Annotated in this window: 23 protein-coding genes; 8 read left to right on the top strand and 15 right to left on the bottom strand. The window is 51.5% G+C overall.

Going from position 1 to position 26,709, the window contains the following annotated elements; translation table 11 throughout:
* The first annotated feature begins 65 nt into the window (after nucleotides 1-65).
* Both moaD and NSU18_RS10030 read left to right on the top strand, forming a co-directional pair.
* Complete coding sequence (gene moaD / locus NSU18_RS10025) at nucleotides 66-314, top strand: molybdopterin converting factor subunit 1 (protein ID WP_340755251.1); 249 nt, start codon at nucleotides 66-68, stop codon at nucleotides 312-314.
* A 159-nt stretch (nucleotides 315-473) separates the two neighbouring features.
* Nucleotides 474-1,514 carry an HD-GYP domain-containing protein gene (locus NSU18_RS10030; RefSeq protein WP_341020057.1) on the top strand — a complete coding sequence of 347 codons (1,041 nt, stop codon included), beginning with the start codon at nucleotides 474-476 and terminating at the stop codon, nucleotides 1,512-1,514.
* 113 nt (nucleotides 1,515-1,627) lie between these two features.
* On the opposite strand, the gene NSU18_RS10035 is transcribed toward NSU18_RS10030, so the two are convergent.
* Both NSU18_RS10035 and licT read right to left on the bottom strand, forming a co-directional pair.
* Nucleotides 1,628-3,490, bottom strand: coding sequence for a beta-glucoside-specific PTS transporter subunit IIABC (locus NSU18_RS10035; protein WP_341020054.1), 1,863 nt, complete (start codon nucleotides 3,488-3,490; stop codon nucleotides 1,628-1,630).
* Between the two features lie 242 nt (nucleotides 3,491-3,732).
* On the bottom strand, nucleotides 3,733-4,578 hold the full coding sequence (licT, locus tag NSU18_RS10040) for a BglG family transcription antiterminator LicT (RefSeq protein ID WP_341148906.1): 846 nt from the start codon (nucleotides 4,576-4,578) through the stop codon (nucleotides 3,733-3,735).
* Between the two features lie 267 nt (nucleotides 4,579-4,845).
* Between licT and NSU18_RS10045 the strand changes: the two genes are divergently transcribed.
* A complete protein-coding gene (locus NSU18_RS10045) occupies nucleotides 4,846-5,091 on the top strand; it encodes a DUF7667 family protein (RefSeq protein WP_341148907.1) in 246 nt (81 codons plus the stop codon).
* Nucleotides 5,092-5,192: 101 nt separating this feature from the next.
* On the opposite strand, the gene NSU18_RS10050 is transcribed toward NSU18_RS10045, so the two are convergent.
* From NSU18_RS10050 to NSU18_RS10085, 8 genes are all read right to left on the bottom strand, one after another.
* A complete protein-coding gene (locus NSU18_RS10050) occupies nucleotides 5,193-7,061 on the bottom strand; it encodes an ABC transporter ATP-binding protein (RefSeq protein ID WP_341148908.1) in 1,869 nt (622 codons plus the stop codon).
* Nucleotides 7,058-8,827: an ABC transporter ATP-binding protein gene (locus tag NSU18_RS10055; protein ID WP_341020048.1), complete on the bottom strand. Its 1,770-nt coding sequence runs from the start codon at nucleotides 8,825-8,827 to the stop codon at nucleotides 7,058-7,060. The genes NSU18_RS10050 and NSU18_RS10055 overlap by 4 nt, the downstream gene beginning before the upstream one ends.
* Before the next feature lie 657 nt (nucleotides 8,828-9,484).
* Nucleotides 9,485-10,882 (bottom strand): Fe-S cluster assembly protein SufB, encoded by a 1,398-nt coding sequence (gene sufB / locus NSU18_RS10060; RefSeq protein WP_341020046.1) that lies wholly within the window; start codon nucleotides 10,880-10,882, stop codon nucleotides 9,485-9,487.
* Nucleotides 10,883-10,919: 37 nt separating this feature from the next.
* Nucleotides 10,920-11,336 (bottom strand): Fe-S cluster assembly sulfur transfer protein SufU, encoded by a 417-nt coding sequence (sufU, locus tag NSU18_RS10065; RefSeq protein ID WP_341148909.1) that lies wholly within the window; start codon nucleotides 11,334-11,336, stop codon nucleotides 10,920-10,922.
* Nucleotides 11,323-12,549 carry a cysteine desulfurase gene (locus tag NSU18_RS10070; RefSeq protein ID WP_341148910.1) on the bottom strand — a complete coding sequence of 409 codons (1,227 nt, stop codon included), beginning with the start codon at nucleotides 12,547-12,549 and terminating at the stop codon, nucleotides 11,323-11,325. Before NSU18_RS10070 ends, sufU begins: the two co-directional genes overlap by 14 nt.
* Nucleotides 12,546-13,847 carry a Fe-S cluster assembly protein SufD gene (gene sufD / locus NSU18_RS10075; RefSeq protein ID WP_341148911.1) on the bottom strand — a complete coding sequence of 434 codons (1,302 nt, stop codon included), beginning with the start codon at nucleotides 13,845-13,847 and terminating at the stop codon, nucleotides 12,546-12,548. Before sufD ends, NSU18_RS10070 begins: the two co-directional genes overlap by 4 nt.
* 25 nt (nucleotides 13,848-13,872) lie before the next feature.
* On the bottom strand, nucleotides 13,873-14,655 hold the full coding sequence (gene sufC, locus NSU18_RS10080; protein ID WP_341148912.1) for a Fe-S cluster assembly ATPase SufC: 783 nt from the start codon (nucleotides 14,653-14,655) through the stop codon (nucleotides 13,873-13,875).
* Nucleotides 14,656-14,804: 149 nt separating this feature from the next.
* Entirely contained in the window at nucleotides 14,805-15,851 is a 1,047-nt protein-coding gene (locus tag NSU18_RS10085) for a nitroreductase family protein (protein ID WP_341148913.1), read from the bottom strand.
* Between the two features lie 217 nt (nucleotides 15,852-16,068).
* Here NSU18_RS10085 and NSU18_RS10090 point away from each other — a divergent pair, with 217 nt between their 5' ends.
* Nucleotides 16,069-16,551: a MarR family transcriptional regulator gene (locus tag NSU18_RS10090; RefSeq protein ID WP_341148914.1), complete on the top strand. Its 483-nt coding sequence runs from the start codon at nucleotides 16,069-16,071 to the stop codon at nucleotides 16,549-16,551.
* Between the two features lie 57 nt (nucleotides 16,552-16,608).
* Here the strand turns inward: NSU18_RS10090 and NSU18_RS10095 are convergent, their stop codons facing one another.
* Both NSU18_RS10095 and NSU18_RS10100 read right to left on the bottom strand, forming a co-directional pair.
* Nucleotides 16,609-17,070 (bottom strand): Dps family protein, encoded by a 462-nt coding sequence (locus NSU18_RS10095; protein WP_036692784.1) that lies wholly within the window; start codon nucleotides 17,068-17,070, stop codon nucleotides 16,609-16,611.
* A 272-nt stretch (nucleotides 17,071-17,342) separates the two neighbouring features.
* Complete coding sequence (locus tag NSU18_RS10100) at nucleotides 17,343-17,645, bottom strand: YunC family protein (RefSeq protein WP_341020035.1); 303 nt, start codon at nucleotides 17,643-17,645, stop codon at nucleotides 17,343-17,345.
* Nucleotides 17,646-17,859: 214 nt separating this feature from the next.
* On the opposite strand from NSU18_RS10100, the gene NSU18_RS10105 reads away from it, so the two are divergent.
* The gene (locus NSU18_RS10105) at nucleotides 17,860-18,393 is read left to right on the top strand and encodes a hypothetical protein (protein WP_341020033.1); all 534 of its coding nucleotides are present in this window, start codon (nucleotides 17,860-17,862) and stop codon (nucleotides 18,391-18,393) included.
* 85 nt (nucleotides 18,394-18,478) lie between these two features.
* On the opposite strand, the gene NSU18_RS10110 is transcribed toward NSU18_RS10105, so the two are convergent.
* Nucleotides 18,479-18,856: a DUF423 domain-containing protein gene (locus NSU18_RS10110; RefSeq protein WP_341020030.1), complete on the bottom strand. Its 378-nt coding sequence runs from the start codon at nucleotides 18,854-18,856 to the stop codon at nucleotides 18,479-18,481.
* Nucleotides 18,857-19,023: 167 nt separating this feature from the next.
* Here NSU18_RS10110 and NSU18_RS10115 point away from each other — a divergent pair, with 167 nt between their 5' ends.
* On the top strand, nucleotides 19,024-19,437 hold the full coding sequence (locus NSU18_RS10115) for a hypothetical protein (RefSeq protein WP_341020028.1): 414 nt from the start codon (nucleotides 19,024-19,026) through the stop codon (nucleotides 19,435-19,437).
* Between the two features lie 85 nt (nucleotides 19,438-19,522).
* Here NSU18_RS10115 and NSU18_RS10120 read toward each other — a convergent pair whose 3' ends face one another.
* Together NSU18_RS10120 and NSU18_RS10125 are read right to left on the bottom strand one after the other, a co-directional pair.
* The gene (locus NSU18_RS10120; RefSeq protein WP_341148915.1) at nucleotides 19,523-21,799 is read right to left on the bottom strand and encodes a copper amine oxidase N-terminal domain-containing protein; all 2,277 of its coding nucleotides are present in this window, start codon (nucleotides 21,797-21,799) and stop codon (nucleotides 19,523-19,525) included.
* Nucleotides 21,800-21,998: 199 nt separating this feature from the next.
* On the bottom strand, nucleotides 21,999-22,427 hold the full coding sequence (locus NSU18_RS10125) for a hypothetical protein (RefSeq protein WP_341148916.1): 429 nt from the start codon (nucleotides 22,425-22,427) through the stop codon (nucleotides 21,999-22,001).
* Nucleotides 22,428-22,598: 171 nt separating this feature from the next.
* Between NSU18_RS10125 and NSU18_RS10130 the strand changes: the two genes are divergently transcribed.
* Together NSU18_RS10130 and NSU18_RS10135 are read left to right on the top strand one after the other, a co-directional pair.
* Nucleotides 22,599-23,231, top strand: a complete 633-nt coding sequence (locus NSU18_RS10130; protein WP_341020024.1) for a methyltransferase domain-containing protein — start codon at nucleotides 22,599-22,601, stop codon at nucleotides 23,229-23,231.
* Nucleotides 23,232-23,473: 242 nt separating this feature from the next.
* Complete coding sequence (locus NSU18_RS10135; protein WP_341148917.1) at nucleotides 23,474-26,668, top strand: beta strand repeat-containing protein; 3,195 nt, start codon at nucleotides 23,474-23,476, stop codon at nucleotides 26,666-26,668.
* Nucleotides 26,669-26,709: the final 41 nt, after the last annotated feature.

Below are 26,709 nucleotides of genomic sequence, written 5' to 3' on the forward strand. Positions count from 1 at the left end.
CAATATGGTATATTGTAATCATTATAAGCTGTCCTAAGCTTAAGTCCAGAAAGGGTGAAGAACGCATGCATATCTCCATCCGGCTATTCGCCGGTCTGGCCGAAATTATCGGCTCCTCCACTCTGGTCTTCCACGCCCATGAGTCCCCTGTAACAGCAGGCCGGCTGAAGGAACTCCTCTCCGCCTCCTATCCCGATGCCGCGCCGCAGATCAGTGTATCTCTGGTAGCCGTTGATCAGGAATATGCGCCTGATGATACGGATATTACCGAAGGCTCAGAGGTGGCCTTCATTCCGCCCGTGTCCGGGGGCTAACCACACCGTTCTCCTTCCGCGAATCTGCATAGCTTCAGAGTAGGGTAGGACCAGCGGGTTGCACAATCTGCAAGCTACAATCAGTACTCTTACACCATTGAATATTGCGGACTTTGTTGCTATGCTGTAAAAAATTGCTATAGTAAGGTGGCCTAGTCATTGAGAGTACACGTGATGGATCTTAAACCGGGTGATCATCTGCGGATGGATAGCTTCAGCTCCCGCGGGCTGCATGTACTCCCTAAGGGATCACGGCTGCAACTGGAGGAAATCGCCAAGCTGATACAGCACGGCGTTGATTATGTAGATATTGAAACGGTACAGGAAGAGCCCGCCCCTTCCAGCCGGACCTCAATCATTCAGGCTGCAGCCAGCAGCTTCGATACCACGATTGACGGCTTTGAATCTCTATATATGGAAGCGCTCAGCAAAGGCAGCTTCAATCAGTCCGTGGTGGATGATATTCTTCAGCCGACCTTGTCCACGCTGGACAAGCACAAGGACGTTGTGACACTCTTGCTCCTTCTCGACCGGGAAGATAATTATACCTATAACCACTCCCTTCAGGTAGGCATGCTCTCCTATTATCTTGCCTCGTGGCTTGGATACTCCAAGACAGAGTGCTATGAGATCGGGCGTGCGGGCTACCTGATCGATATCGGCAAATGCCGCATCTCCCCCGCCATCCTGAACAAACCCGGCAAATTAACGCCTGAAGAATACGAAGAGATCAAATTACATACGGTTTACGGGTACGAAATCATACAGAACTCCATGAACGATCCTTTCACAGCTCTGGTTGCCCTGCAGCATCATGAACGCGAAGACGGCTCCGGTTATCCCAAGCAGCTGACCAAGACTGATATTCACCCTTACGCCCAGATCGCAGCCGTCGCGGATATTTACAGCGCTATGACCACTCACCGGGTCTATCAGTCCAAGCAGGAGCTGATTTCCGTTCTGCGTGAGATCAACTCCCTCAGCTTCGGCAAGCTGAACGGCAAACCGGTCCAGGCCTTCATCAATCATCTGATGCCTAACTTCATCGGCAAGCGTGTGCTGCTGAGCACCGGTGATATGGGTGTGATCGTGATGAACAACCCGCTGGATGTCTTCCGTCCGCTTGTACAGAGCGAAGGCAAATTCCTTGACCTGTCCCGCGAACGCAAAATTGCCGTCGTTGAGATTTACATGGAGTAGCCTTACCTGAGCATTTGCACACAAAAGGGCTGTCCCGAGCGAGCCAATAATTGGCCAAGCCGGGACAGCCCTTATTCGTGGGTCATATGACAGTAGTCATAGCCCCAATACTTTTACCGGATGAGTGTGAGCAGCAGCTCGCCGCTAGGCACTTCTGACCCTGTGCTCTTAAGCACATCAAGATATTGTGCCGAGTTGGTGACAATCACCGGTGTCGCCGTTATAAATCCGGCCGCACGGATAGCTTCGAGGTCAAATTCAAGCAATAGCTGACCCTTGACCACCTTGTCGCCTTCCTTCACTTTTTTAGTAAAATGCTGACCCTTAAGCTTCACGGTGTTGACACCGACATGAATCAGCAGCTCCGCACCGCCGTCCGAAGTAATGCCGATGGCATGTCCTGTCGGGAATACAGTAGTCACCGTTCCGTTCACAGGGCTGGTTAAGATGCCCGAAGAAGGCTCAATTACAATTCCCTTACCCATGGCACCGGAAGCAAAAGCTTCGTCAGGCAGGGTGCCCAGCGGATGCAGCGTTCCCTCCAGCGGGCTTACAACCAGTTCTTTATCAATCAGCGTTGGTGTAGTCGTACCCGAGGTTCCTCCTGAGTTAACGGTTGCAGCAGCATCTGTCTCAGGCTCCTTGTAGCCAAGCACCAACACCAGTACAGCTGCCAATACAAATGCTACCAGTATACCAATGACTACCCATACAAATCCTGTACCGAAATATGTCGGCAGGGCCAGCAGACCCGGCAGCGAGAAGGACAATGCTCTTGCACCGCCTGTTGCAATAATTGCACCGCCGATAGCGCCGGAGATACAAGCATAGATGAACGGTTTCTTGAGCTTCAGGGTGACTCCGTAAATCGTTGGTTCCGTAATCCCAAAGACTGCAGATAGTGTAGAAGAACCGGCGAGCGCTTTAAGCTGCGGGTTCCGGGATTTCAGGAAGACGCCGAATACAGCCCCGGCCTGCGACAGAACCGCCGCACTGAGAATGGGCAGCATGGTATCCTGTCCTAATGTAGCAATATTGCTGAGCATGATCGGTACGAAGCCCCAATGTACACCGAAGATTACGAATACTTGCCAGAACGCCCCTGCAATAGCTCCCGCCACAAGCGGACTTAGATTGTAGAGCCAGGTATAGCCGGAGGCCAACCCGTCACTGATCAGAGAGCCTACAGGTCCGAAGGCCAGGAATGTAAGCGGAATAACAATGAGCAGCGCGAACATAGGAACAAGAATATTCCGCACTGACTCATGAATGAAGGAACGGAACCAGCGTTCCACATACGACTGCACCCATACCGCCAGAATAATTGGAATTACGCTGGAGGAATAGTTGATCAGTACGATCTTGATTCCCAGGAAGTGCAGGGAGTCAGGTGAGCCTACAGCCGCAATGACTGCGGGATAGATTAAGGCTCCGGCTATGGCAATCGACACGAACTGATTCGCCTTGAATTTGCGCGCAGCCGTCACCGCCAGGAAGACAGGCAGGAAATAGAATACACTGTCGGCAGCCGCATTGAGGATCATGTAAGTGCCGCTGGCAGCGCTAATCCACTCCAGGGACAGAATCAGAGCCAGCAAGCCCTTGAGTATCCCCGCTCCGGCCAATGCACCCAGAATCGGCGAGAAAATACTTGAAATGATGTCCACCGCTTTACCCAGAACTCCAGTGCTCTCTGAGCTCTCGTCGCCGCCGCTTTTCTCCGCATCCTGAAGCGAGGTTTCCTTCATAATCTGCTCGAATACCTGGCTGACATTGTTGCCGATAACCACCTGGAATTGTCCGCTGTTCTCGACGACTGTAATGACTCCCGGTGTTTTTTCCAGTGCTGCTTTATTGGCTTTGCTGTTATCCTTCAGCTTGAATCTTAAGCGTGTGGCACAATGGAAGACGGAATTCACATTCCCTTCTCCGCCAACGAGTGTGATAATTTGTTTGGATAAGTCTTTATTGCTCATTTGGGTTTGCTCCTTTTGAGATCTGTAATATAAGCATCGCTGCAGAGGCGAATGGTGCCAGCGTATTTTATTTGTTCCCCTCTGCAAACAAGAAAAACCTGAACTCAAGGCAAAAAATACGTAAGCACACGTTTTTTTGCCATCAGCTCAGGTTTTGCCTGCATAACCAGTTACACCCTGACAGATGATATGAAATTTGAAATATTGTAGTCTTGCGTATGTTGCGTGTTAAATGCTATGTGTTACTCCAGGTTATTGCGTTCCGTTACACGCTGAATGTGAATCGTCAAATAGACATATTCATCCTTGCTGAGGCTCTGGCCATGGGATTTCTCCAGATATTCATTGATTTTGCCCACGCATTCGAAAGCCTTGACATAGGTTAGCCTCACCTGGTTGTACAGGAACTCTTCCCCGCTGTTATTGGTCTCCTTCTTCAGCACCCGCATGGAAAAATACTGCAGATGGGTCAGGAACCGCGAGTAGTTAAGCGAGGTCTCGTCCAGCACCACATTATAATGATAGGTAACGATGTTCAGAATGTTCTGAACAATCTCCGTCATCTTGATCGTCGATCTTACCTCCGTACCATCCATTCTGGCGTTAACCAGGTGGAGGGCAATGAATCCGGCTTCATCCTCACCCAGCGAGAGACCGGTGGTCTGTTCAATCATCTTCAGGGCATCCAGCCCGATCCCGAATTCCTTCCGGTAAAAGCGCTTGATCTCAAACAGCATCGCATTCTTCAGCTGAATCCCCTTCTCAAAACGCTCCAGCGCAAAATGGATATGATCCGTCAGCGTCAGATAGAGATTATCGTTCAGCTCCGTGTGCAGCACTCCACTCGCATAGGTGACGATGCTGCTGGCCAGCTCCAGGTGAGCTACCGGAATATCATTCAGCAGTTCAGTCAGCCGGGCAGTGAATTCATTCTCATTTAGCAGAAAAATCTTATCCACCTTGGCAGGATCAACATAATCCCCCGCCACCTTATTGAAGGAAATCCCTCTGCCCATCACAATAACCTCCTTGCCCTTCTGGTTCTTGGTCAGGAGTACATTATTGTTCAGCACCTTCTCGATAATCATCTCTATTCACCTCCTGACGCATAGTTTGTACAAAAAAAGCCTAAGTTGATCCCAATATCATTCATAAAATGATACTCGCATCAGCTTAGGCATTGCCCGCATTACCGGTCACAATCCTGTATTACTGCTATTGTAGCATAAATAAAAGCGATTTCAAGAACTTTTTTATTCTAAAGATCTGAATATTCATATTAGGCTTCATTCCGGTTTGAAACCGGCTCTCGAGGGCCACGCTAATAGCAGACAGAAATACAAGGAGGAGATATGATGCTTGCCGTTCATCAGCGCCTAGCCGATTTATATACCCTGAGTCTGAAGCGTCCGCTGGCTCCGGCGGAACAAGACGAGCTTCAACACTGCCTGCATATCAACACCGTCTACTGCTGGGAAATGGCGCGTCTCCATATCGAAGCCCTGCTGGCAGCGGATACTCATGATACCCAGTGGCAGCAGGAGATCAGCGCGCAGCTGCTGGAGGTCCGGGTAAGCGGGAAGCCGGGGAAACGGTCTTGACGGAAAGGGGCTCCGCGCGCGCCCTGTACTTTCCAGCACATAAAAACAGCAGCCCATCCCCACATCGGGGCCAGGCTGCTGCATCTGCTTCTACGATGCTTCTATAAAAAGCGGAACTGTGCTTCAATTAAACCGTTATAAATGCCGTCATGCTTGGTCAGCTCGGCATGATTGCCTTCTTCCTTAATCTCGCCGTGATCCAGCACCACAATCTTATCCGCATGACGGATGGTCGAGAGCCGGTGGGCGACGATGAAGGAGGTCCGGCCCTGAAGCAGCAGCTTCAGCGCTTCCTGAATCTTGATCTCCGTCTCCGTATCGATACTGGCTGTCGCTTCATCCAGAATCAGAATCCGCGGATCGGCCAGCAGCGCCCGGGCGAAGGAGAGCAGCTGGCGCTGTCCCATGGACAGTGCGCTTCCCCGCTCCTCCACCTCGGTATCATAGCCGGCAGGCAGCTTGACGATGAAATCGTGGGCGTCTACAGCCTTGGCAGCCGCTTCAATCTCTTCGTCCGTGGCATCCAGCCGTCCGAAGCGGATGTTGTCGCGGATCGTTCCTGAGAAGATGAAGGTATCCTGCAAGACAATCCCGATCTGTTCGCGCAGACTCTGGAGTGTAACATCGCGGACATCCCGTCCATCAATGGTGATGCCACCGCTCTTGATATCATAGAACCGGCCGATCAGGTTGATGATTGTGCTTTTGCCGGAGCCGGTATGTCCTACGAGTGCAATGGATTGGCCTGCCTGGACATCCAGGTTAATGCCCTTAAGAGCCGCACGGCCCTTCTCATATTCAAACACAACATTATCGAAGTGAATATCTCCCTTAATCTTGGACAGCGGTGTCGCTCCCGGCTTATCCTGAACGGCAGGCTGTTCGTCGAGATACTCGAAGATCCGTTCGGAGGAAGCCATCGCTACGAGCAGTTGATTGTACATCTGTCCCAGCCGGTTGATCGGGTCCCAGAAGTTGCTGACATAACTGCTGAAGGCGACCAGGAAGCCGACCGTAAGCTCTCCCGACTGAATCAGGTAAGCCCCGAACCAGAAGAGAATCATCGTCCCGAAGCCGCCGGTGACTTCAATGATCGGACCGAATGCCTGGTTCATGGCCGAGGCCTTGTTCCACGATTTCCGGCTGTCCATATTCATGGCATCGAAATAATGCATATTCTCTTCTTCCTGGGTGTAGGCCTGGGTGACGCGAATCCCCTGAATCGACTCATTCAGATGGGAGTTGATCCGTGAGTTCTTCATACGCACATCCTGCCAGGCAATACGGATTCTCTGCCGCAGCTTGGTCGAGATCAGGAACATAACAGGCACCGTAATCATCACGGCCAGCCCCAGCTTCCAGTTGATAAGCAGCAGAATGATCATAATACCGAACAGCTGCACACAGTCGATCATCAGATTGACGACCCCGTTGGTGAACAAATCCTGCAGCGAGTTGATGTCATTGGTCACCCGGACGAGGACTGATCCGGCCGGACGTTTATCGAAGAAGTTGAAGGACAGCTTCTGGATATGCCGGAACAGGTCCGAACGCAGGTCATAAATCACCCGCTGGCCGATCACATTCGTATATTTGATCCGGTATACGCCGGCAATCCATTGAATCAGATACAGAATGATAACACTGGCTGTTAATGTGTAGAGCAGCGTCAAGCTGGTGTTTCCGTCTTTTGGAGCAATCGCTTTATCGATCGCCATACTGGTCAGGAACGGAACTGTCAGCTTTGTAATCGTACCCAGAATCATCATAATTGAGACCAGCGGCAGCATCTGCCTCGCATATGGCTTCATATAGCTGAATAAGCGGGTGAACTGCCTCCAGTCAAAAGCCTTGTCAATCACATCATCGTCTTTATAGATAAAACGTTCTTCAAGCGTCTGTTCTTCAACCTTACTGTTGTCGGTATTTAATACACCGTCAGCAGTCTGCTTGGAGGTCTCAAGACTCATGCCGGATCACCTGCCTCTCGTCCGTTATCCCTGGCTAAATAATCGGCGTACTGAATCCGGTACACATCCTGATAAGGCCCCGGGACCGCGATCAGTTCCTGATGGGTACCCTGCTGGACCATTCTACCTTCATTCATGACAATGATCTGATCGGCATGGCGCAGGGAGGAGATCCGGTGGGCAATAATCAAGGTCGTCCGTCCGCGCATAACCTCCTGGAAGCCGGCCTGAATCTCATGCTCCGTCTCCATATCTACCGCACTGGTCGCATCATCCAGAATAAGAATCCGCGGATTCTTCAGCAATGCGCGGGCGATGGCAATGCGCTGCTTTTGGCCGCCCGAGAGACCCATCCCCCGCTCACCGACTACCGTATCGTAGCCTTCCGGCATCTCCATAATGAAGTCATGCGCCTTCGCCAGCTCAGCGGCACGGATGATCTCATCCATGCTGACATTCTTAAGGCCATAAGAGATATTATTGCGGATTGATGAGGAGAACAGGAAGGTCTCCTGGAACACCGTCGATATTTGCGAACGCAGACTTCGGACCTGGAACTCGCGGATATCCACACCATCGAGCTTGATACTGCCCTGATTCACATCATAGGCACGCATCATCAGCTGGGTGATCGTGGATTTACCGGACCCCGTTCCGCCGAGGAAGCCAATGACTGCACCGGGCTCGGCATGGAAATGAATATCCTTGACTGCCGGCATTTTGTTGCCGTAAGCGAAGGTGACATGATCGAACTCCACCTCACCCTTCACTTCTGCCGCTGCAAGCTCGCGGGCATTCTCTTGATCCCGGACATCGATGGTCTGATTCAGCACTTCCAGCACACGTTCGCCGGAGGCCTTGGACTGGGTATAGTTATTGATGTGGAACCCGAGTCCCCATACAGGACCGATGATGTACCAGATCAGGCTGAAGAACGCAACCAGCTCACCCAGCGACATCTGCTTGTTGATAACCAGCGTACCGCCGACACCTAGCAGAATAGCTACACTGACCGAAGCCAGCAGCTCCATGAACGGGAAGAATTTACTCCATAGCTCGGCCGCAAAAATCTGATTTTCTTTATATCGTTCATTACGGTGCGAGAATTTCTCAACTTCGTAGGCCTCTCTGGCAAACGATTTGACTGTTCTTACCCCGGTGACATTCTCCTGTACAGCCGTTGTCAGGGAACTTAACGCGAGGCGCATCTCCTGAAAGGCCGGATGAATCTTGGATTCAAACTTAAGTGCGACTATTGCCAGAAATGGCATTGTGATCAGAGTAACCAGCGTCAGCTGCCAGTTGATGGTGAACATCATAATGGAGCCGAACAGAACCATGAAGAACACATTTAGCAATTGGGCAAATCCGAAGCCGATGAACATGCGGATTGCTTCCAAATCCCCGGTCAGCCGGGACATCAGGTCACCTGTCTTCGCCGTATCATAATACCGGAAGGACAGAAATTGCAGCTTCTCATAACAGGCATTGCGCAGCCGGTAAGCCAGGAAATTCCCCAGCCGTCCGCCGAAAAATCCATGGGCAAACTGCAGGCACGCCTTGACAATAATGACAGCAAGCACACTGAGAGCGAGTACGGGCACCTCAGTAAACTTTAGGGGAACAATAACATCATCGATCAATCTCCTTAACAAATTGGGGGTAATAAGCCCCACTGCAGTTGCGGCCGCCAAACATACAATCGACAGAATCAGATAGTGCAGCTTCTCCCGATAAAAGCCCCGCAGTTGCCTGAGAACATCCATATCTCTCCTCCTTAAAGCTTTACGAAGTAAAGCTGGCTCCGTAAGCATAAACTTAGCTTTACGAAGTAACCTGCCTCCGTAAGCATAAACTTAGCTTTACGAAGTAACCTGCCCCGTAAGCATAAACTTAGTCTCTAAATATCGCACCGTAAACCAGCTTTTTTAGCGCTTCCAATTTAGTGACTTTAAGCAGTTTATCATCCCTAATTTAATGCGGCAAAGGGGAGAAACCACCGTTTTCCCTCTTTTTTCGGAATAAACCGGGCTTAAGCAGGGGCTAAAGGACGCCCGTCGTTTTAAATGCTGCTATTTCCTCGCAAATACTGCTCAATTAAGATATAGCAAGATTCAACGATGCGAAGCAGCTTTTTGGAAGCCTAATAAAAGGTATTTTATGTATTTTTATTGCGACTTGCCCTCTGAAAAGGACTGAAATACCGCTAATCGGGAAAATCAGCGGTATTTACTCAGCAATCGGACTCAGATTCCTTTATTTCACAGACCGGCCCCTTTTCAGGCCACCTCATCCTTACTACAGAAAAAAATTCAAGCAGTCCTAATAAAACACAAAAATGCCCACAGAGCTTTGACCAACCTGCATCAAAGTTCTGTGGACACTCACTGTATCTATCTTTGAGAATTGGAGGAAGCTTCCGGTTACCCGATGCTTCCTTCCATCTCGAATTTTATGAGGCGATTCATCTCTACCGCATATTCCATCGGCAGCTCCTTGGTGAACGGCTCGATGAAGCCCATGATAATCATCTGTGTGGCATCGGCTTCGGAGAGACCACGGCTCATGAGGTAGAATAGCTGCTCCTCAGACACCTTGGAGACCGTCGCTTCATGCTCAAGCACAATGTTATCGTTCATGATCTCATTGTAAGGAATCGTGTCCGAGGTGGACTCGTTATCCAGAATGAGTGTATCGCATTTGATATTGGATTTTGCGCCTTCTGCCTTGCGGCCGAAGGAAGCGAGTCCGCGGTAAGTAACCTTGCCGCCGTGCTTGCTGATCGACTTGGATACAATCGTAGAGGTGGTGTCCGGTGCCAAGTGAATCATTTTGGCGCCTGCATCCTGATGCTGGTCCTTACCCGCTACTGCGATGGACAATACAGAACCCTTGGCTCCACGGCCCTTAAGTACCACTGCCGGATATTTCATCGTCAGCTTGGAGCCGATGTTGCCGTCTACCCATTCCATGGTAGCATTCTCTTCGGCAACCGCACGTTTGGTAACAAGATTATAGATGTTCGGTGCCCAGTTCTGAATGGTGGTATAACGGACACGCGCATTCTTCATGCACAGAATCTCAACCACGGCGCTGTGCAGCGAGTTCGTGCTGTAGATCGGGGCAGTACAGCCTTCAACGTAATGCACGAAGCTGTCTTCGTCTGCCAGAATCAGAGTACGCTCGAATTGTCCCATATTCTCGGAGTTGATGCGGAAGTAAGCCTGCAATGGAACTTCGCACTTCACACCCTTCGGAACATAAATGAAGCTGCCTCCTGACCATACAGCACTGTTAAGTGCGGCGAACTTGTTGTCAGCAGGAGGAATAATCGTACCGAAGAACTTCTTGAACAGTTCCGGGTGATCACGCAGTGCAGAATCCGTATCCGTGAAGATTACACCCTGATCTTCCAGGTTCTGCTGCATGCTGTGATAGACTACCTCGGATTCATACTGTGCAGAGACACCGGCAAGGAACTTCTGCTCCGCTTCCGGAATTCCCAGCTTGTCGAAGGTCTCCTTAATCTCGGAAGGAACCTCTTCCCAAGTCTTGCCCTGCTTCTCGGAAGGTCTAACATAATATTGGATATCCTCGAAATCCAGATCATCCAGATTGCCGCCCCACTGTGGCATTGGCATCTTACGGAACTGCTCCAGGGATTTCAGCCGGAATTCCAGCATCCATTCAGGCTCATTCTTAATCGCGGAGATTTCCCGGACGATTTCTTCCGTGAGTCCTTTACCAGACTGAAATATCGACTTGTGCTCGTCACGGAATCCGTACTGGTATTCCTCCATATCAGGCGCTTTCTTAGCCATGGTGTCAGCCTCCTTGTGTATGTTATTGATAAGCTTCTTACGTTTCTATGCCTTTGCGAAGCGCGTTCCAGGCCAGAGTGGCACATTTGATCCGCGCCGGGAATTTATTAACACCGGACAGGGCTTCAATATCTTCGTAATCTCCGAAATCTGCTTCCTCACCCTTCATTAGAGAGGAGAAGCTGTTAGCCATCTCAAGCGCATGCTCTACTGTCTGGCCTTTGACCGCTTCCGTCATCATCGAAGCCGACGACATACTGATCGAACAGCCTTCGCCGCTGAAACGTGCGTCCTGGACAACGCCATCCTCCACCTTAAGCTGAAGCGTAATGCGGTCGCCGCAGGTTGGGTTATTGAGCTCAATCTTAAGTGCATCGTCTTCAAATGAGCCGCGATTCCGGGGATTTTTGTAATGATCCATAATTACGCGTCTATATAAGTCATCCAAGTTCATAGCTGAAATACTCCTTTGCCTTAAGTAAGGCTTGAACCAGCGCATCTACATCCTGCTCTGTATTATACAGGTAGAAGCTTGCCCGGGCGGTGGAGCTGACCTCCAGCCAGCGCATGAGCGGCTGGCAGCAATGATGCCCTGCGCGGACAGCCACACCTTCCGCATCCAGCACAGTGGCCACATCATGCGGATGCACATCACCCAGGTTGAAGGTGACTACCCCCACTTGACGGTTGCGGGGACCATAGATCGTCAGATCACTGACCTCAGACAGCCGTTGCTCCGCATATGCGGCAAGCTGCATTTCGTGGCGGTGGATCTCATCCATTCCGACCTCCTGGAGGAAATCAATCGCTGCCCCTAAGCCGACGGCACCTGCAATAATCGGTGTTCCGCCTTCGAACTTCCACGGCAGCTCCTTCCAGGTGGACTCATACAGCCCGACATCATCAATCATCTCGCCGCCGAACTCAACCGGCTCCATAGCTTCCAGCAGCGCCTTTTTGCCGTAGAGAGCCCCGATACCCGTAGGCGCAAGCATCTTGTGTCCGGACAAGGCGTAGAAGTCGCAATCCAGGTCCTGCACATCCACCTTCATATGCGGTGTGCTCTGTGCCCCGTCCACAACGATTACTGCACCGTTCCGGTGGGCAATCGCTGCAAGCTCTTTGATAGGATGAGTAACCCCCATGACATTGGATACATACGCTATCGCTACGATCTTCGTCCGGGCAGTAATCGTCTGCTCGGCATCCTCCAGCGTAATCGTCCCGTCCTTCTGCAGCGGCAGGAATTTCAGGGTGGCCCCGGTGTTCTTGGCCAGCTGCTGCCAGGGAATGAAATTGCTGTGATGCTCCATCTGGGTGATCACGATCTCATCCCCTTCCTTCAGGACGGAAGGACCGTAAGAGGAAGCTACAATATTGAGTGCGGTCGTTGTCCCGCGTGTGAAGATAATTTCCTTCACACTGCGGGCATTAATGAAGTTTTTCAGCTTCTCGCGGGCGCCTTCATACGCATCGGTTGCCCGGCTCCCCAGGGTATGCACCCCACGGTGTACGTTGGCATTATCCCATTCATAGTAAGACTTGACCGCCTCAATGACCTGGCGCGGCTTCTGTGAAGTGGCCGCACTGTCCAGGTAGACCAGCGGATGGCCGTTGATCTTCTGGTTCAGGATGGGAAACTGCTCCCGGATCTGACTGCTAATCATTGGCCTAACTTCCTTTCCACAAGAGTTTGGAGCTGATTGCGCAGTCCCTCCAGTGGAATTTGCGACACAACAGGTGCAAGGAAGCCGTAAATGATCAGTGTTTCTGCGTCATGCCGCGATAATCCCCGGGACATCAGGTAATAGACTTGCTCATAATTGACCTGTCCTACGGAAGCGGCATGGCCTGCGGTTACATCATCTTCGTCTATAAGCAGGATCGGGTTGGCATCTCCGCGCGCTTTGGGGCTTAGCATCAGAACCTTCTCTGTCTGCTGTCCGTCAGCTCTGGTAGCGCCCTTCTCAATCTTCGTAATTCCGTTAATAATCGAGGTTGCTGAATCCCGCATAACAGCACGGGTAATCATATCACTCGGTGTATTCCGTCCGAAATGCTGCGCCTGTGTAGTGTAGCTCAGCTTCTGCGAGCCGGAGCCTACAGCAATTACCTTCGCATCTGAGCTTGAGCCGTTGCCTTTTAGCACCGATTTGGTGTCGCTAGCCGTATCACCATAGTTCATCTCACCGATGATCCATTCGATAGTACCATCATTCTCAACCACCGCGCGGCGGTAAGTAATATCTGTAGTATCTTGGCCGAGCTGATGCACCGTAGCGTATCTCACTGTAGCGCCAGCACCTACAAAGACTTCAACCGCTCCGTTGTGCAAACCGGCTTCAGACTTATCCGATACATAGTTATCTACATAAGTCACGGAACTATTCGTGTCGGCTACAATCAGAATATGCGGTACAAAAGCAGCTTCAGCGTCATCCGTAAGCAGCACTGCCTGCAATGGAGTCTCAAGGATGACATTCTTCGGAACGTAGAGGAATACGCCGCCGTTCCATAGTGCTGCATGCAGTGCGGCAACGGAGTGCTCTTCAGGCAATACTGCCTTATGCAAATAACGCTGAACAAGGTCTCCTTGCTCTCTGACTGCAGTCTGTAAATCGGTGAAAATAACACCTTGCGCAGCCAGCTCCGGAGCCAGGCGGGCATATACAGCCCCTGAATTCCGTTGAATAATCAGGCTGCCTTCCTCTTGTCCTTCAATCAGCCCGGCAATAGAAGCCGGTGCATCTTGAAGTGCCGCCAGCGCCTGGCCTGGCTTGTATTCCCCATAGTTGTTGATATTCCAGCGGTCAACCCGCGTCTTCTCCAGCTTCGGCAGAGCAAGCTCAGCGGCAAGCTCCAGAGCCTTCAAGCGGCTGTCCTTCAGCCAGCCCGGTTCACCGTTGCTCAGCGACTGTGCGGTAAGTTGCAGGGCGTCTAAGGGAAGTATGGTTTGCGTCGTCATAAGTGGTTTCCTCCTTCCAGCGTTTCTAAGCTTCTTGTCCTACAGTTTCGTCTTCAATGCCGAGCTCTTCCTTAATCCATTCGTAACCTTCTGCTTCCAGTTTCTGTGCCAGCTCAGGACCGCCGGATTTCACAATCCTTCCCTGCATCATGACATGCACATAGTCAGGCTTGATATAGTTAAGCAACCGCTGATAGTGGGTAATGACCAGGAATCCGCGTTCCGGGCTGCGCATGGAGTTCACGCCGTCGGCAACAATTTTGAGGGCATCGATATCAAGGCCGGAGTCAATTTCGTCAAGGATGACGATCTTCGGGTCCAGCATCATCATTTGCAGAATCTCGTTACGCTTCTTCTCCCCGCCGGAGAAGCCTTCGTTCAGATAGCGGTGCAGGAATTCAGGATTCATATCCAGCTCCTTCATCTTGGCTTCCATCAGCCGGATGAAACGGATCAGCGAGATTTCACTGCCCTCCTCACGGCGGGAGTTGATCGCACTGCGCATGAAGTCAGAATTAGTTACACCGCTAATCTCACTTGGATACTGCATTGCCAGAAACAAGCCGGCACGGGCGCGTTCATCCACTGCCATCTCCAGCAGGTCTTCACCTTCGAGTACAGCGGTGCCTTCTGTAACTTCATACTTAGGGTGTCCCATCAGCGCTGAAGCCAGCGTACTTTTACCAGTACCGTTCGGGCCCATGATCGCGTGAATTTCTCCGCCCTTCATCTGAAGGTTAATCCCCTTCAGAATTTCTTTTCCTTCAATCGTCGCTTTCAGTCCCTCAATGACAAATTCTGCTGCCATAATTATTATTCCCTCCATTGATCGATTTGCGAAATCAGAAAGTTGTATTGTCACAGGTTAACCCTGATTACAAGCATTTAGATTTTTTATCACATTGTAATTATTATAAAGTGAATCAGGATGATTATCAATGATTCTCACTAATTTTATTACAAAGGTCCGGTTTTTACAAATGAATTCAGCTCTATTCTTACTTCTGGAGGCAAAGCTACGGATTCAGGACCCCTATTGCCCCCGCCCAGTTCCAGCACAGCAACGATCCGCTCCAGCGGACGAAGTCCAAGTGCCTTACACCGTTCCCGTTCATACACCCATTCCGGAATGTGTCGGCGTACCTGCCACGGTTCAGATTTGGCCAGCAGCTGAAAATTCTGAACGAGACAGCAGACTGCGGCATAATCTTCCTGCTGCTTATGAGGATCGGCTTCTTCTGTGGCTACAACCAGAAGCAACGGCAGCACAACCTGCTCCTCTACGGAGCTGAGTTGACGGGCAACCTCGCTGCCCGTTACATAGATGAACCGCCACGGTTGCCTCAGACCGTCATTCGGTGCCCAGACCGCTTCGTTCAACAGCTTCAGGACGTTCTGTGGAGAGATCAGAGAGGAGCCCGGGAGCAGGCTGCCGTCTTCGCCGATTGTAGTCCAGCTTCGTTCTGCCGGTTTTCTTTTCCGGGCCCTTGGCGTCTTCTCAAAGTAGCCGATTTCCAGAATTCCGGCAATCCTTTCTCCCTCATGCATACCAATTTTTTCATATAAAGACTCGCTGAGAATCATGGGATCTGTATACCACAGCATGCCAAGTCCCTGCTCCCAGCCCAGCAGCTGGACGTTCTGCATGATGCTGCAGACCGCGGCAAAATTCACATCCCGCTGCTGCTGCGTATCGGCGGCTTCAGCAATGAAGATGATGTGGGCCGGTGTATTTATGATTTGCTTCTTCAAAAGTTCGGTCATTTTGGCAGGAAGGAGCTTGGCGAGAGGGCTTCCCTTCACCTTCGCGATCATACATTCAGCCAATTCATCCCGGGACTCGGGGTCTCCGGCATAAAGACAGCGCCAGTGAGGTGTTCCCTCGGCCTCGTATAGACCGGCGGCTTCATTCAGTAAAGATACAATAGCCTCCTGCTCAACCGGCGCATCGGTGAATCTCCTGACAGTCCGCCGTTCTTTTATGGTGCCTGACACATCCTTCACTCTCATTCCTCCCCGAATATAGCTTGGTATATAAAATGATTTACCAGTAAACTATATTTTCAAAATCGAGGAATGTCAATCCAATATTGCAATAGTTAAATCTGTTATTTAATTAGCTATAGTATAAAAAACAACTCTTCATTAACATTAGTTTACTAATGAATAATAATGAATTAGAATAGAATTAATATATACAAGAAGGAGTGGCCTGTCCCCCATGTATCCAGCCGAAGGACTTAAGCGCCTGCTGTATGAGCGTTTCATCCATTTATCCCATTTATCCGAGGAATATATTGCCGCTGAGGAGAATACTATTGCTGAACTCCTGCAGGAGCGCGGGATCACGTTCTCATCAACCAGTCTAACCAGCATTCATGTCCTTGATTGTATCGGCAATAACGAGCCGATTAACAGCACTGCAATCGCGGACAAAATGAAGCTGTCCAAGGCGAGCATCACCAAAATCAGCACCAAGCTCCTGCAGGATGGCTGCATCAAGCGCAGCCGGATGAACGACAACAAGAAAGAGGTGTACTTCAGCCTTGCCCCTAAAGGCAGACAGCTCTTTGACCTCCACGCCAAGATGCATGAGCACCTTGAACAGAAATTTCTCGAGAGCATGAACTCCTTCACAGAGCCGGAGCTGCAGGCTTCGCTGAAATTCGTTCAAACAATAATTGATCATAGTCCAAAAAAATAAAGCCTCCCGAAGGGAGGCTTGGCTTCGTCTACTTCATTATTTGACGCTACCCGGCAATCAGCCCAGGAAAGCGCGCAGCATCCACTGGTTCTTCTCCAGATCCGTGCGGATTTTGATGAACAGGTCTGCTGTCGGCTGGTCGCTGATTTCTTCTGCCAGCTCGATGCCTTCTGTCAGTTCTTCCGCTACTGTAGCGAAATCCTCAATCAGCGCCTGAACCATACCGCGGGCATCTTCTTTGCCTGTGGCTTCCTGAATGGTAGCCAGTTCCAGATATTCTTTCATAGTTGCTGCAGGGCTGCCTTTGATGCTCAGCAGTCGCTCAGCCACCTCGTCCATTTTGAGTGTAATGTCATCGTAGAGCTCTTCGAACTTCACATGTAGTGCGAAGAACTGCTCACCCTTCACATACCAGTGATAGTTATGCACCTTCACATATAATACGTTAAGGTTGGCAACCTGACGGTTCAGTACCTGTTCCAATGAAGCGGTATTCACTTTGTTTGATGCTTTAGCCATGAGATAATCCCTTCCTTATCCATCGAATTTAGCCGGCTGCTTGTCCATTGTCCGGCCATGCAGTTGTCTATTCTTCATTTACCCTTCTGCCCTGTGGGCGAAACAAGCTTGACCCCGGGCAAGCCTTCACCCCCGTGGCCATAAACAAGCCTCTGTCCTACCCCGTAGGATGAACCAAGCAGGCGGCGGTTATGCTAAATGATACGGTTCAAAGAGAATAAAATCAGCCAAGGGGCAGAGATGCTCCTTGGCTGACTACATCGCTATGCGCCTTACATCATTAGCAGCAGGGCCTCTGCACCGGACATACCCGGAACAATTCCCAGCTTCTCTGCTTCTATAGTTACAGACTCCAGCGGCGCAGCCAGCAGCTGATTAAGCGTGCGCACCCCGACAGCCCTTGCCGCAATAATCTGCCGGTCGCTCAGCACCTCATTCAACAGTCCGATATCCAGCGCCCCGCACATGATATATCCCTTGTCTGTACTGATGCTGAGCAGCGTAGTTTTGGGCAGCTTCACCTCAACACCCACCAGGACATGGTCGCCCACCTGCATAGGCTCTAACGTTACCATTTGCAGCACCTCCTTCTTTTCACATACACGTTGTAGGTTATGCTTCCGCTTCAGAGCGCGTGTGGACGATGGTCCTAGTTCATAGAGAAATTGGAGGGGTCAGAAGTCCTTATTTCTATGTAAGAGGGTATATAATTTCCGCTAATTTAGTGGTATAGTTTATATACTAATTTAAATTAAAGAAATCGTGACTAACGATTAAGCTGGGGGATTAATGGATAAGAAACTACAACATACCGACGGCAATTATTTATTTAATGTCGACATCCTGATTAATGCCCGCACGAACCCGCTTGCGCTGCAGTTCCTGCTTGAAATGTTGAATGCCAGCGACAAAGTCACGGATTTCAACATCAACTCCGGGCTGGAGCTTGGAAGAGCCATTGATCATCTGCTGAAGTCCGCAAAAATGGCTATAAAGAATGACGCTTTGACAACTTCACCTGTGCCGGTGAAATTGCCAGAGAAGCCGGCAGACCCTCCGGCGGCCAAGCCTGCGGAGAAGCCAGCGGCCAAAAAGCCGGCGGCAGCACCGGTAGAAACTCCTGCTGATGTATTCGGCAAAATCAGGCAGTACATTCAGAATAACCAGTTGGTCCGGCTTCGTGCGAACCGGCACGGCAAGCAGGTGTCCATGCCCTGCCGTATTCTGAATTTTGACGAAACCGAGAACTCGCTGAGTGTATACCATGAGGACGAGAAGCAGGTCTACACATTCAAGCTTAATGAAATCGATGAATTTCTGTAAGACGAAGAAGCACCCCCTCCGGGTTCCGGGGGCGGGTGCTTCTTCGTCTTACCGTTATTGTGCGAATACATACTCCGGCTTCACTTCACTTCTTGCGCGAAAAGGCCTCCAAGGCGAGGAAGATCCAGCCCGCAATGAAGCATACGCCTCCCAGCGGAGTGATCGCCCCCAGAACCTTGATGCCGGAAATACTGAGGATATACAAGCTGCCCGAGAACAGGATCACCCCGGCAACCATCAGCCGCCCTGCCCAGAGCAGACGTGCGCTTTCGCCCAACTGCCCTGCGGCAAGCCCGATAAGGATCAGGGCCAGCGCGTGGAACATATGATACTGGACGCCCGTCTCGTATACCTGCAGATAGTGCTCACTGATTTTAGGCTTCAGGATATGCGATCCGAACGCACCGATGGCAACGGACAGCATACCCAGCAAGGCTCCCCAGCCGATCAATCTTCGTTGCATAGATATACAGCTCCTTCCCTGAGTTGAACTTCTCCTATCTTAACGTATCTGCTTCGCCTTTTGCCAGCTGCATTATTCTGAGCGTATATGCGCTGAAGACTTGCATTTAGAGCGGTGTTATGATGAAGTGGTAGTAATAACCTATTACATCCCAAGGAGTGCAGCCCATGGATTATCATTCACCTCCTCTCGAACAAGATACGAATCCGGAATACGAATATCAGGAGAATAAACGCGACTATAAGCACTCCGGCCCCGGTATCGCTTCGTTCGTAATCGCTCTGCTTACTTTGGTCTGCTACGCGGTTACCTTCGTGTATGTAGGAGCTCAAGCGTCTTCTCTGATGAATGAGCACAATAAACTGATTGCCGATTCGGCAGAAACGATCATGTATCTGGGCCTGACCATGCTCATCCTTGTCGCAGTGAATATCATCGGGGCGGTTACCGGCATTATCGGTCTGACCCTGCGCAGACGGCGTAAGGTATTTGCTGTCATCGGCATCATCATCAACGCCGGCTTCCTGCTTCTGTTCATGCTTCTGCTATCCGTTGTGTTCGTGAATGCCGGAGCGTCCTGATTTCCGCTCAACAGCAAACACAGCATATCCCTTAACCGGGACATGCTGTGTTTTTTGGTGCAGCCCTCTAGAGAGAGCCGGACTTTTATATTTCGAACTCTTCGCTTGAATCGGATAGTCCGCCGTTCTGTACTCCAGAGCTGTTGGCTACCGCAAGCACGTATACCTTATACTTGGTGCCTTTGACAATCGGGTTACCGTTAATATCTCTGGCAGCAGCCGCTATCGAGAGATTGCTTCCGTTGGGGACTGCCGATCTGTAGTAAGACGATTGCACGCTTAGGGCCTCTGCTGTACCGAAGCTCTGCTTGGAAGGGACTACGAATACCCGGTATTCGGAAATATTCGACTCACGGGCAGACTTGGTGAAGTTAACCGCAAGTTTGCCGTTATCCATGCCGTAGGTTACATTCGTCACGGAAGTGACAGGAAGCTTAGCCGATAAGGTAATGGCTGCCGATCCCTCCGACAATATGTTAGCTCCCTGGTAGCCGCCGTTTCTGACAGTCAACACATATACCCGGTAGCTGATTCCCGGCTTGATGGCTGCGCCGCGTACATCCTTGGCTGAGGCATCGAGCACCTGATTGGTGCTGTCCCCGGATGTACCTGCGGTAGTATAGTTCCCCGTATTGTTCGCCTCCGACAAGCTGAAGCTGCTGTAATAATTCATAGGCACCACCAGAATCCGGTAATGGCTGATGTAGGATTCGTCTGCGGCATGATTGAAGGCTACTCTCAGATCACGGCCATCTCCATAATCATTCACATCACTCACACTCAGATTCGATATGGCACTGAGGCCGGAGGTATTCACCAGCGTGATCGCCGGAGAAGCAGCGGATAGCACATTCGAGCCTGAATTGTTCCAGTTGCCTGCCGCGAGCACATACACTCTATAGCTAATTCCATTCCTGATCAGGGAACCGCGTACATCTCGGCTGGAGGAGTTCAGAATCTGTTCGGTATAAGATCCTGATGTATTTACAGCCGTATAATTGGCACTGGAGACGTTATTCGCATCATTCAAGCTGAAGCTGCTGTAATAATTCATTGGCACTACCAGGATTCGGTATTGGCTGATATTGGTCTCGTCTGTGGCATGGTTGAAGGTAACCTTCAAATCCCGCCCGTCATTATAATCGTTCACATCGGTCACATTCAGGTTGGATACCCCTGCATTGGTGAGTGTGAGGGCCGCCGAAGCAGGTGACAGCACATTATTCGCAGCATTGCTGCTGTCAACCGCCAGTACATATACCCGGTAGCTGACACCCGTCTTGATCAGCGCTCCATCTGTATCTCTGGAGCTGGAGGAAAGGTTCATGCTGATGTTGTTCCCCGTCTTGTTGATCTGCGTGTAATTGCTGCTGGACACCGCATTGGCTCTGCCCAGATCAAACACCTGGGAATTCGACGCTTTGACTACGAAGATCCGGTACGTGCTGATCTTGCTCTCATCGGCCAGCTTGTTGAAGCTGACCTGAAGATCACGGCCATCCCCGTAATCACTGGTATCTGTTGCCTGGACGGTACCCAGTGCCGGAACTGCCTTGTTCTGCAAGGTAATAACGGCAGATGCACTGGAGAGGGCGCTGGTATTATTGCCTTTGCCCACTGTCATTACATATACGCTATATCCCTGATTATTCTTAATCAGGTCACCGTCGATCGTTCTGGCGGCTGCATTCAGCTTCACAACAGGATTGGCTCCTGTTACCAGAGCAACGGAGTAGTTATTGGACCCTACTGCCAGTGCAGACGACAGATTTAGTGTGGTGCCGGTCTTGGCGATAAGCACGCGGTAGTGATCCACCAGCGATTCGTCGGCCGCACGGTTGAAGCTGACCTGAAGATCCCGGCCGTCTCCATAATCGCCGATATCCTGGGCGGTTACTCCCGATACCGGAGCCGCATTCCCGCCTACCGGAACCGGAGTGGTAATCGTTACAATCTGCGCAGCCGGATTCCAGCCAACCTCGCGGCCAAGCGCTTCACTGACGAACCGGGTAGGCACCATAGTGCGGCCCTTCAGATTCTGGCCCGGCACATCGAGGCTGACTGCCTTGTTGTTGATTGTGGCAATTTTGGAGCCAATCTTCAGTACAATCGTTGTATCATTCTGAGAGGCAGTTACTGTCTGTGTCTTCTGATTCCACTTGATGTCGGCATTGAAGGCTTCAAAGATAGCCCGCAGCGGTACCATAGTCCGTCCGTTCACCATTATCGGCGGCTGATCGGTGGACAAGGTCACTCCATCAATAATAACTTTGATGGGTTTGGCTGCTGCCTGGGCAGGGGCCTGAAACAACATCGGGAACACTAATAATCCTGCTACAATCGAAATCCATAACTTTTTCACAAACTCACCCTCCCGAAATAGGAAACATCTCACATTTTTCTATCTCTTTGACGCAAGCCGGGCGGAAAAAGTTTCTCTCTGAACCGGTTACAAAAAAATAACCTTTGGAGCCGGTTCCATAGACGGCAAAAAGACTGCAACAGAGAATACCCATGGGATATTCCGCTATTACAGTCCCGGTTCCGGGCACCCTGCCGAATCAGTCCGCTTTGGTCAGACTGGACAATACCCGCTGAATCACTACAGGATCTTTTCCGACTATTTTTTCCACATAAGTAAATACTACTGGTTCATCCATCTCAATCCCTTCCGGCGCATCCTCTGTGCCAGCACCTAGTTCAAAGGCCGTTGGCCCTTCCTCTGTCACAATCTCCACGGAATGGGGGTCCATCTGCCCGACATAAGTACCTGAGCCTTGAATCTTCTCTGACTCTTCGGCTGCGGAAGGACTAGACTTAAGCACCGGACTGGCGAGAGGTACCGCCGCCGTCTGTACAGGAATGCCCGAAGAGCCTCCTGAGGACGATTCTCCGGGGGCTTCCGCCGGGCTGTTCCCGCCGCAAGCCGTCAGGGTGAGCATCAATGCAGCGATTGCTGTCATACCGGGTAGCGTACGCTCTAGTCTCATGATGTGTACCTCCTCTGTTAGTTGTGTGCTGCTTACCTTACCTAAGGATTACCCCGCAAGCCGGGTAGTGTAAACTTGCCGTTACGGGCTGGGCATCAGCCGTACGCACAGAAGCGCCGGACTAATACAATACATGAAGAGCCTTATTCAGCATTTGAAGGAGTGGTATCCTTGAGAATCGATATCGGCTGCGGCCCCGGCAAAGAGTCCGGGTATCTGGGAATCGACCGCACACTGTACCCCGGGGTGGATATCGTCTGCGATATTTGCGAAGGAATCCCCCTGCCCGACAATACGGCCGAATTCGTGATGGCCAGCCGGGTCATGCCTTATGTGAACGATCTTTTTGCAGCGATGTCAGAGATTTATAGAATAAGCACGCACCAAGCGGTTGTGTGTATTCTCTCACCCTATGCCCATAGCTTCCCGCATGCTTCCAACCCTATGTTTAAGCAAAAGTTCGATGAGTATACCCCCCGCTATTTCACCGGCCGCTTCTTCCAGCCCTCTCAGAGTCCGCTGTGCCCGGAGATCCCTGATTATCCCGTACCACTGCCGCCGTTTGACTTCAGATTGCTGCGGATGGAGCTGTTCTATCAATATCCGTATGACGACAATCTGTATGATGCGGAAGAGCTGGAGGTTCTGAAGACGCTGCAGTCCAATGTCATCCATGAAATTATGTACCACTTCGCCGTCATTAAGCGGGAGATTACGGGTGAGGAACTGGAGGCGATGAGCCGGAAGGTGCTGCCTGAGCCACAGGCGCTGCTGGAGCGCAGGCTTCGGCTGCATAACAGGTAATATATGTTATAAAAATCGGGATGGACATACAAGATTGCCCAAAACGGAACATAGGCTAATACAACACAAGCAAGATGGCATATCGGCTCACACAGGAGCCGGTCTGCTTTTTTTTGAAGTATAGAAGAATTTATTTGTTTCACATGATAACTTATCCTTCTATTTCTCGCTGAAACGGTACCGTCCTTTAAAGGACGGCAAAGCCGTTTCCACTTGCTGTTAGAGCTTCTATTCAAAAGGAGGTGAAAATTATTCCTCTAGTCGTCCGGTCTACGGTTAATGCAACAGGCGCCATCACTTTCACAGGCAACACGCTGGGACTAAGCCGCTCTGAAACTGCCGGTGTACCGGGTACGCAGGACAGTATCGGAGGCTTCTCTACGATCAATACAGCTTCTGTATACGGCACCTACCCCGCTGGCACTACCAGTCTATATCAGAACAACAGTTCAGCCGCTATTCTAGTACTCCCTGCAGGAAGCACGGTTCTGTATGCTGAGCTGATTTGGGGCGGTTCCTATGTTAACGGTAACGTCAATCTCACTTCTGCAATCAACAACCCGGTATCCTTTACAACACCACTCGGGAACACGGTCAGCGTAACCCCCGATTCAGCCACAGCCAATTCGGTGGATCTGGGTGGCGGGGCACTCGCGTATGTCCGCTCCGCCAATGTCACAAGCACCATTCAAGCCTCAGGTGCCGGAACCTATGTCACTGGCGGTGTAGTCGGGACTATTGTTATTCCTGGTGATTCCACTGCCAACCATGCGGGCTGGACACTTGCCGTCATCTACCAGAATCCGTCGCTGCCCTTCCGCAACATGTCACTGCGCGCAGGCGCCGTCCTTGTCCAAGCTTCCTCGGCTCCGGTGGTCACCACCATTACCGGCTTCGCCACACCGGTTACCGGCGCGCTGGGCGGACGTATCCAGTTCAGCGCCCAGGAAGGAGATGCCAACCGCTCGGGAGATCAGGCGCTTTTCGGCCCTACCTCTACTACTCAGGTCGCCTTGTCCGGTCCTAATAACTTCGCGAACAACTTCTTTGCCTCGCAGATTAACAATGATGCCGGCAATCTGAATACGACAGGCACGTTCGGCACCCGCAACCAGACCAACGGCAGTCCGGGCTCCAACATTGTCGGGGGGCGGCAGGGCTGGGATATCACGAATGTGGATGTCTCTGCGCGTCTGGTCAATAATCAGTCCTCTGCACTCCTGACCTTGACTACATCAGGCGATGCGTATGTCGTTAACGCGAACGGACTGCAAATTGATATCAACGCGCCCAAGATCTCCTTGACCAAAAGCGCAAATGTCGCCGGTACTATCGTTGGCGATCTGGTCACTTATACTGTAACGGTCAGCAATAGCGGCACAGCAAGCGCAGCCAGTGTTGTATTGTCGGATGCTTTACCGGCAGGTCTTACTTTTGTCACAGGAAGTGTGGTGGTTGCCGGTGTTTCCAGGCCGACTTATGATATAACCTCCGGCATCCCGCTGGGATCATTGGCCCTTGGCACTTCCATAACAGTTACCTATCAAGCCAGAGTGACTTCCTTGCCGAATCCGCAATTTGTGCCCAACACGGCTAACGCTGCCTTCACCTTCCAGAGTGTGGCCGGAGGCCCGATTGTGAGCGGGGTTATTCCATCCAACACACAATCGCTGCCGGTATATTCCCCGGTGCTCGGCATTGTCAAAAGCGCCAATACAACCAATGCAACCGTCGGAGACCAGATTCTCTACACCCTGCAAATCTCCAATACCGGCAATATCGGCGCCACTACTACGCTCACGGATAACATCCCTGCCGGCAGCTCCTACATTCCGGGAAGCTTCACAGTAAACGGTACGCCCGTGGCGGGGAATCCCGCCGCCGGGATCGCCATCGGCACCATCGCGGCGGGAGGAAGCTCGACCGTTCAGTTCCGCGTGCTGGTGAATAGCCTGCCCTCTCCTCCGCAGCTCGTTGACCAGGCTACAGCCGCTTATACCTTCCTGGTTCCTGACGGGCGGACCGTGAACGGTTCGGCCGCCTCCAATACGCTCACCATACCGGTAAGACTGCCTAATGTCGCCCTTGTCAAAAGCGCCAGCTTCCCGGATGTCGCCGTAGGCGATACCCTGCAGTATACGTCTGTGGTTACTAATAACGGAATCGTCGCCATCACGAATGTCGTGCTCTCTGATCCGATCCCTGCAGGCAGCACTCTAGTGCCTGGAAGTGTGGTGGTGGCGGGAACCTCACGGCCAGCCGCTGATCCGGCTTCGGGGATATCTGTCGGCACCATTGCGCCAGGGGCCAGCGTAACAGTAACCTTCCAGGTGAGTGTCACCTCTGTGCCGGGAAGCGGCCAGCTCGCTAACCAGTCATCGGCCTCTTACAGCTCGGGGTCCTTCAATGCCATCACACAGTCCAATACAACGCTCACCCCTGTCTATCAGCCAATAATCGGCATTGTCAAAAGCGCCAGCCCCGGCAGCGCCACGGTTGGGGGAAATGTCCAGTACACGCTGCAGGTACAGAACACTGGCAACCTCGCAGCAACAGTAACCTTAACGGACACGATTCCTGCCGGGTCTGCCTTCGTCGCCGGAAGCGTCACAGTGAATGGAGTGGTCCGGCCGTCAGATTCTCCGGTAAGCGGAATTCCGCTCGGGTCCGTAGCACCGGGAGCCGCCTTGACCGTAACCTTCCTCACCACTGTTCAATCCCTGCCGTCTCCGGCAACCTTGACGGACCAGGGCAGCAGCAGTTACACCTATCAGTTGCCCAGCGGACGCTCCCTGTCCGGTGGAAGTGTATCTAATACAGTGACTATTCCGGTCTCTGCGCCCAACATCACGATTCTCAAAAATGCCAATCTCACCTCTGTGGCTGTAGGCGAATATCTTACTTACACCGTCTCCGTATCCAACCCCAGCGGTGTAGCTGTTAACAATGTAGTGCTGTCTGATCCGGCTCCGGCCGGCAGTGCCTTTGTAGCGGGGACAGTCACAGTGAACGGGACGGCTGTACCCTCTGCCAATCCGAATGCCGGGATCGCTCTTGGCACACTTGCTGCGGGTGCTACAAGCATCGTTGTCTTCCAGGTTAATGCGACCTCTATTCCAAGCCCGCCACAATTGAGCAACCGGGCAAGCGCGTCCTTTACATCAGGCACATTCAGCGGAACAGCCCTATCGGGCACAGTATCTACTCCGGTCTTCATTCCAGTCATTGGACTTGTCAAAAGCGCAAGCCCTGCGCAGGCCTCTGTCGGCAGTCTGCTCTCCTTCTCCATCCTGGCGAGCAACACCGGCAATATCGCGGCCATGCTGAATCTGACCGATGCCCTGCCGCCGCAGACGGTATTCGAGACCAACAGCGTAAGTATAGGCGGGACGCCGCTGCCGGGATACAGCCCCTTAACCGGTATTCGAGGCCACTGAATAACTTACGATTTTTTTAAAAAGTACGAAAAAGCGGTAAT

It is taken from the genome of Paenibacillus sp. FSL H8-0048 (assembly GCF_038002825.1).
Taxonomy (GTDB): domain Bacteria; phylum Bacillota; class Bacilli; order Paenibacillales; family Paenibacillaceae; genus Paenibacillus_AQ.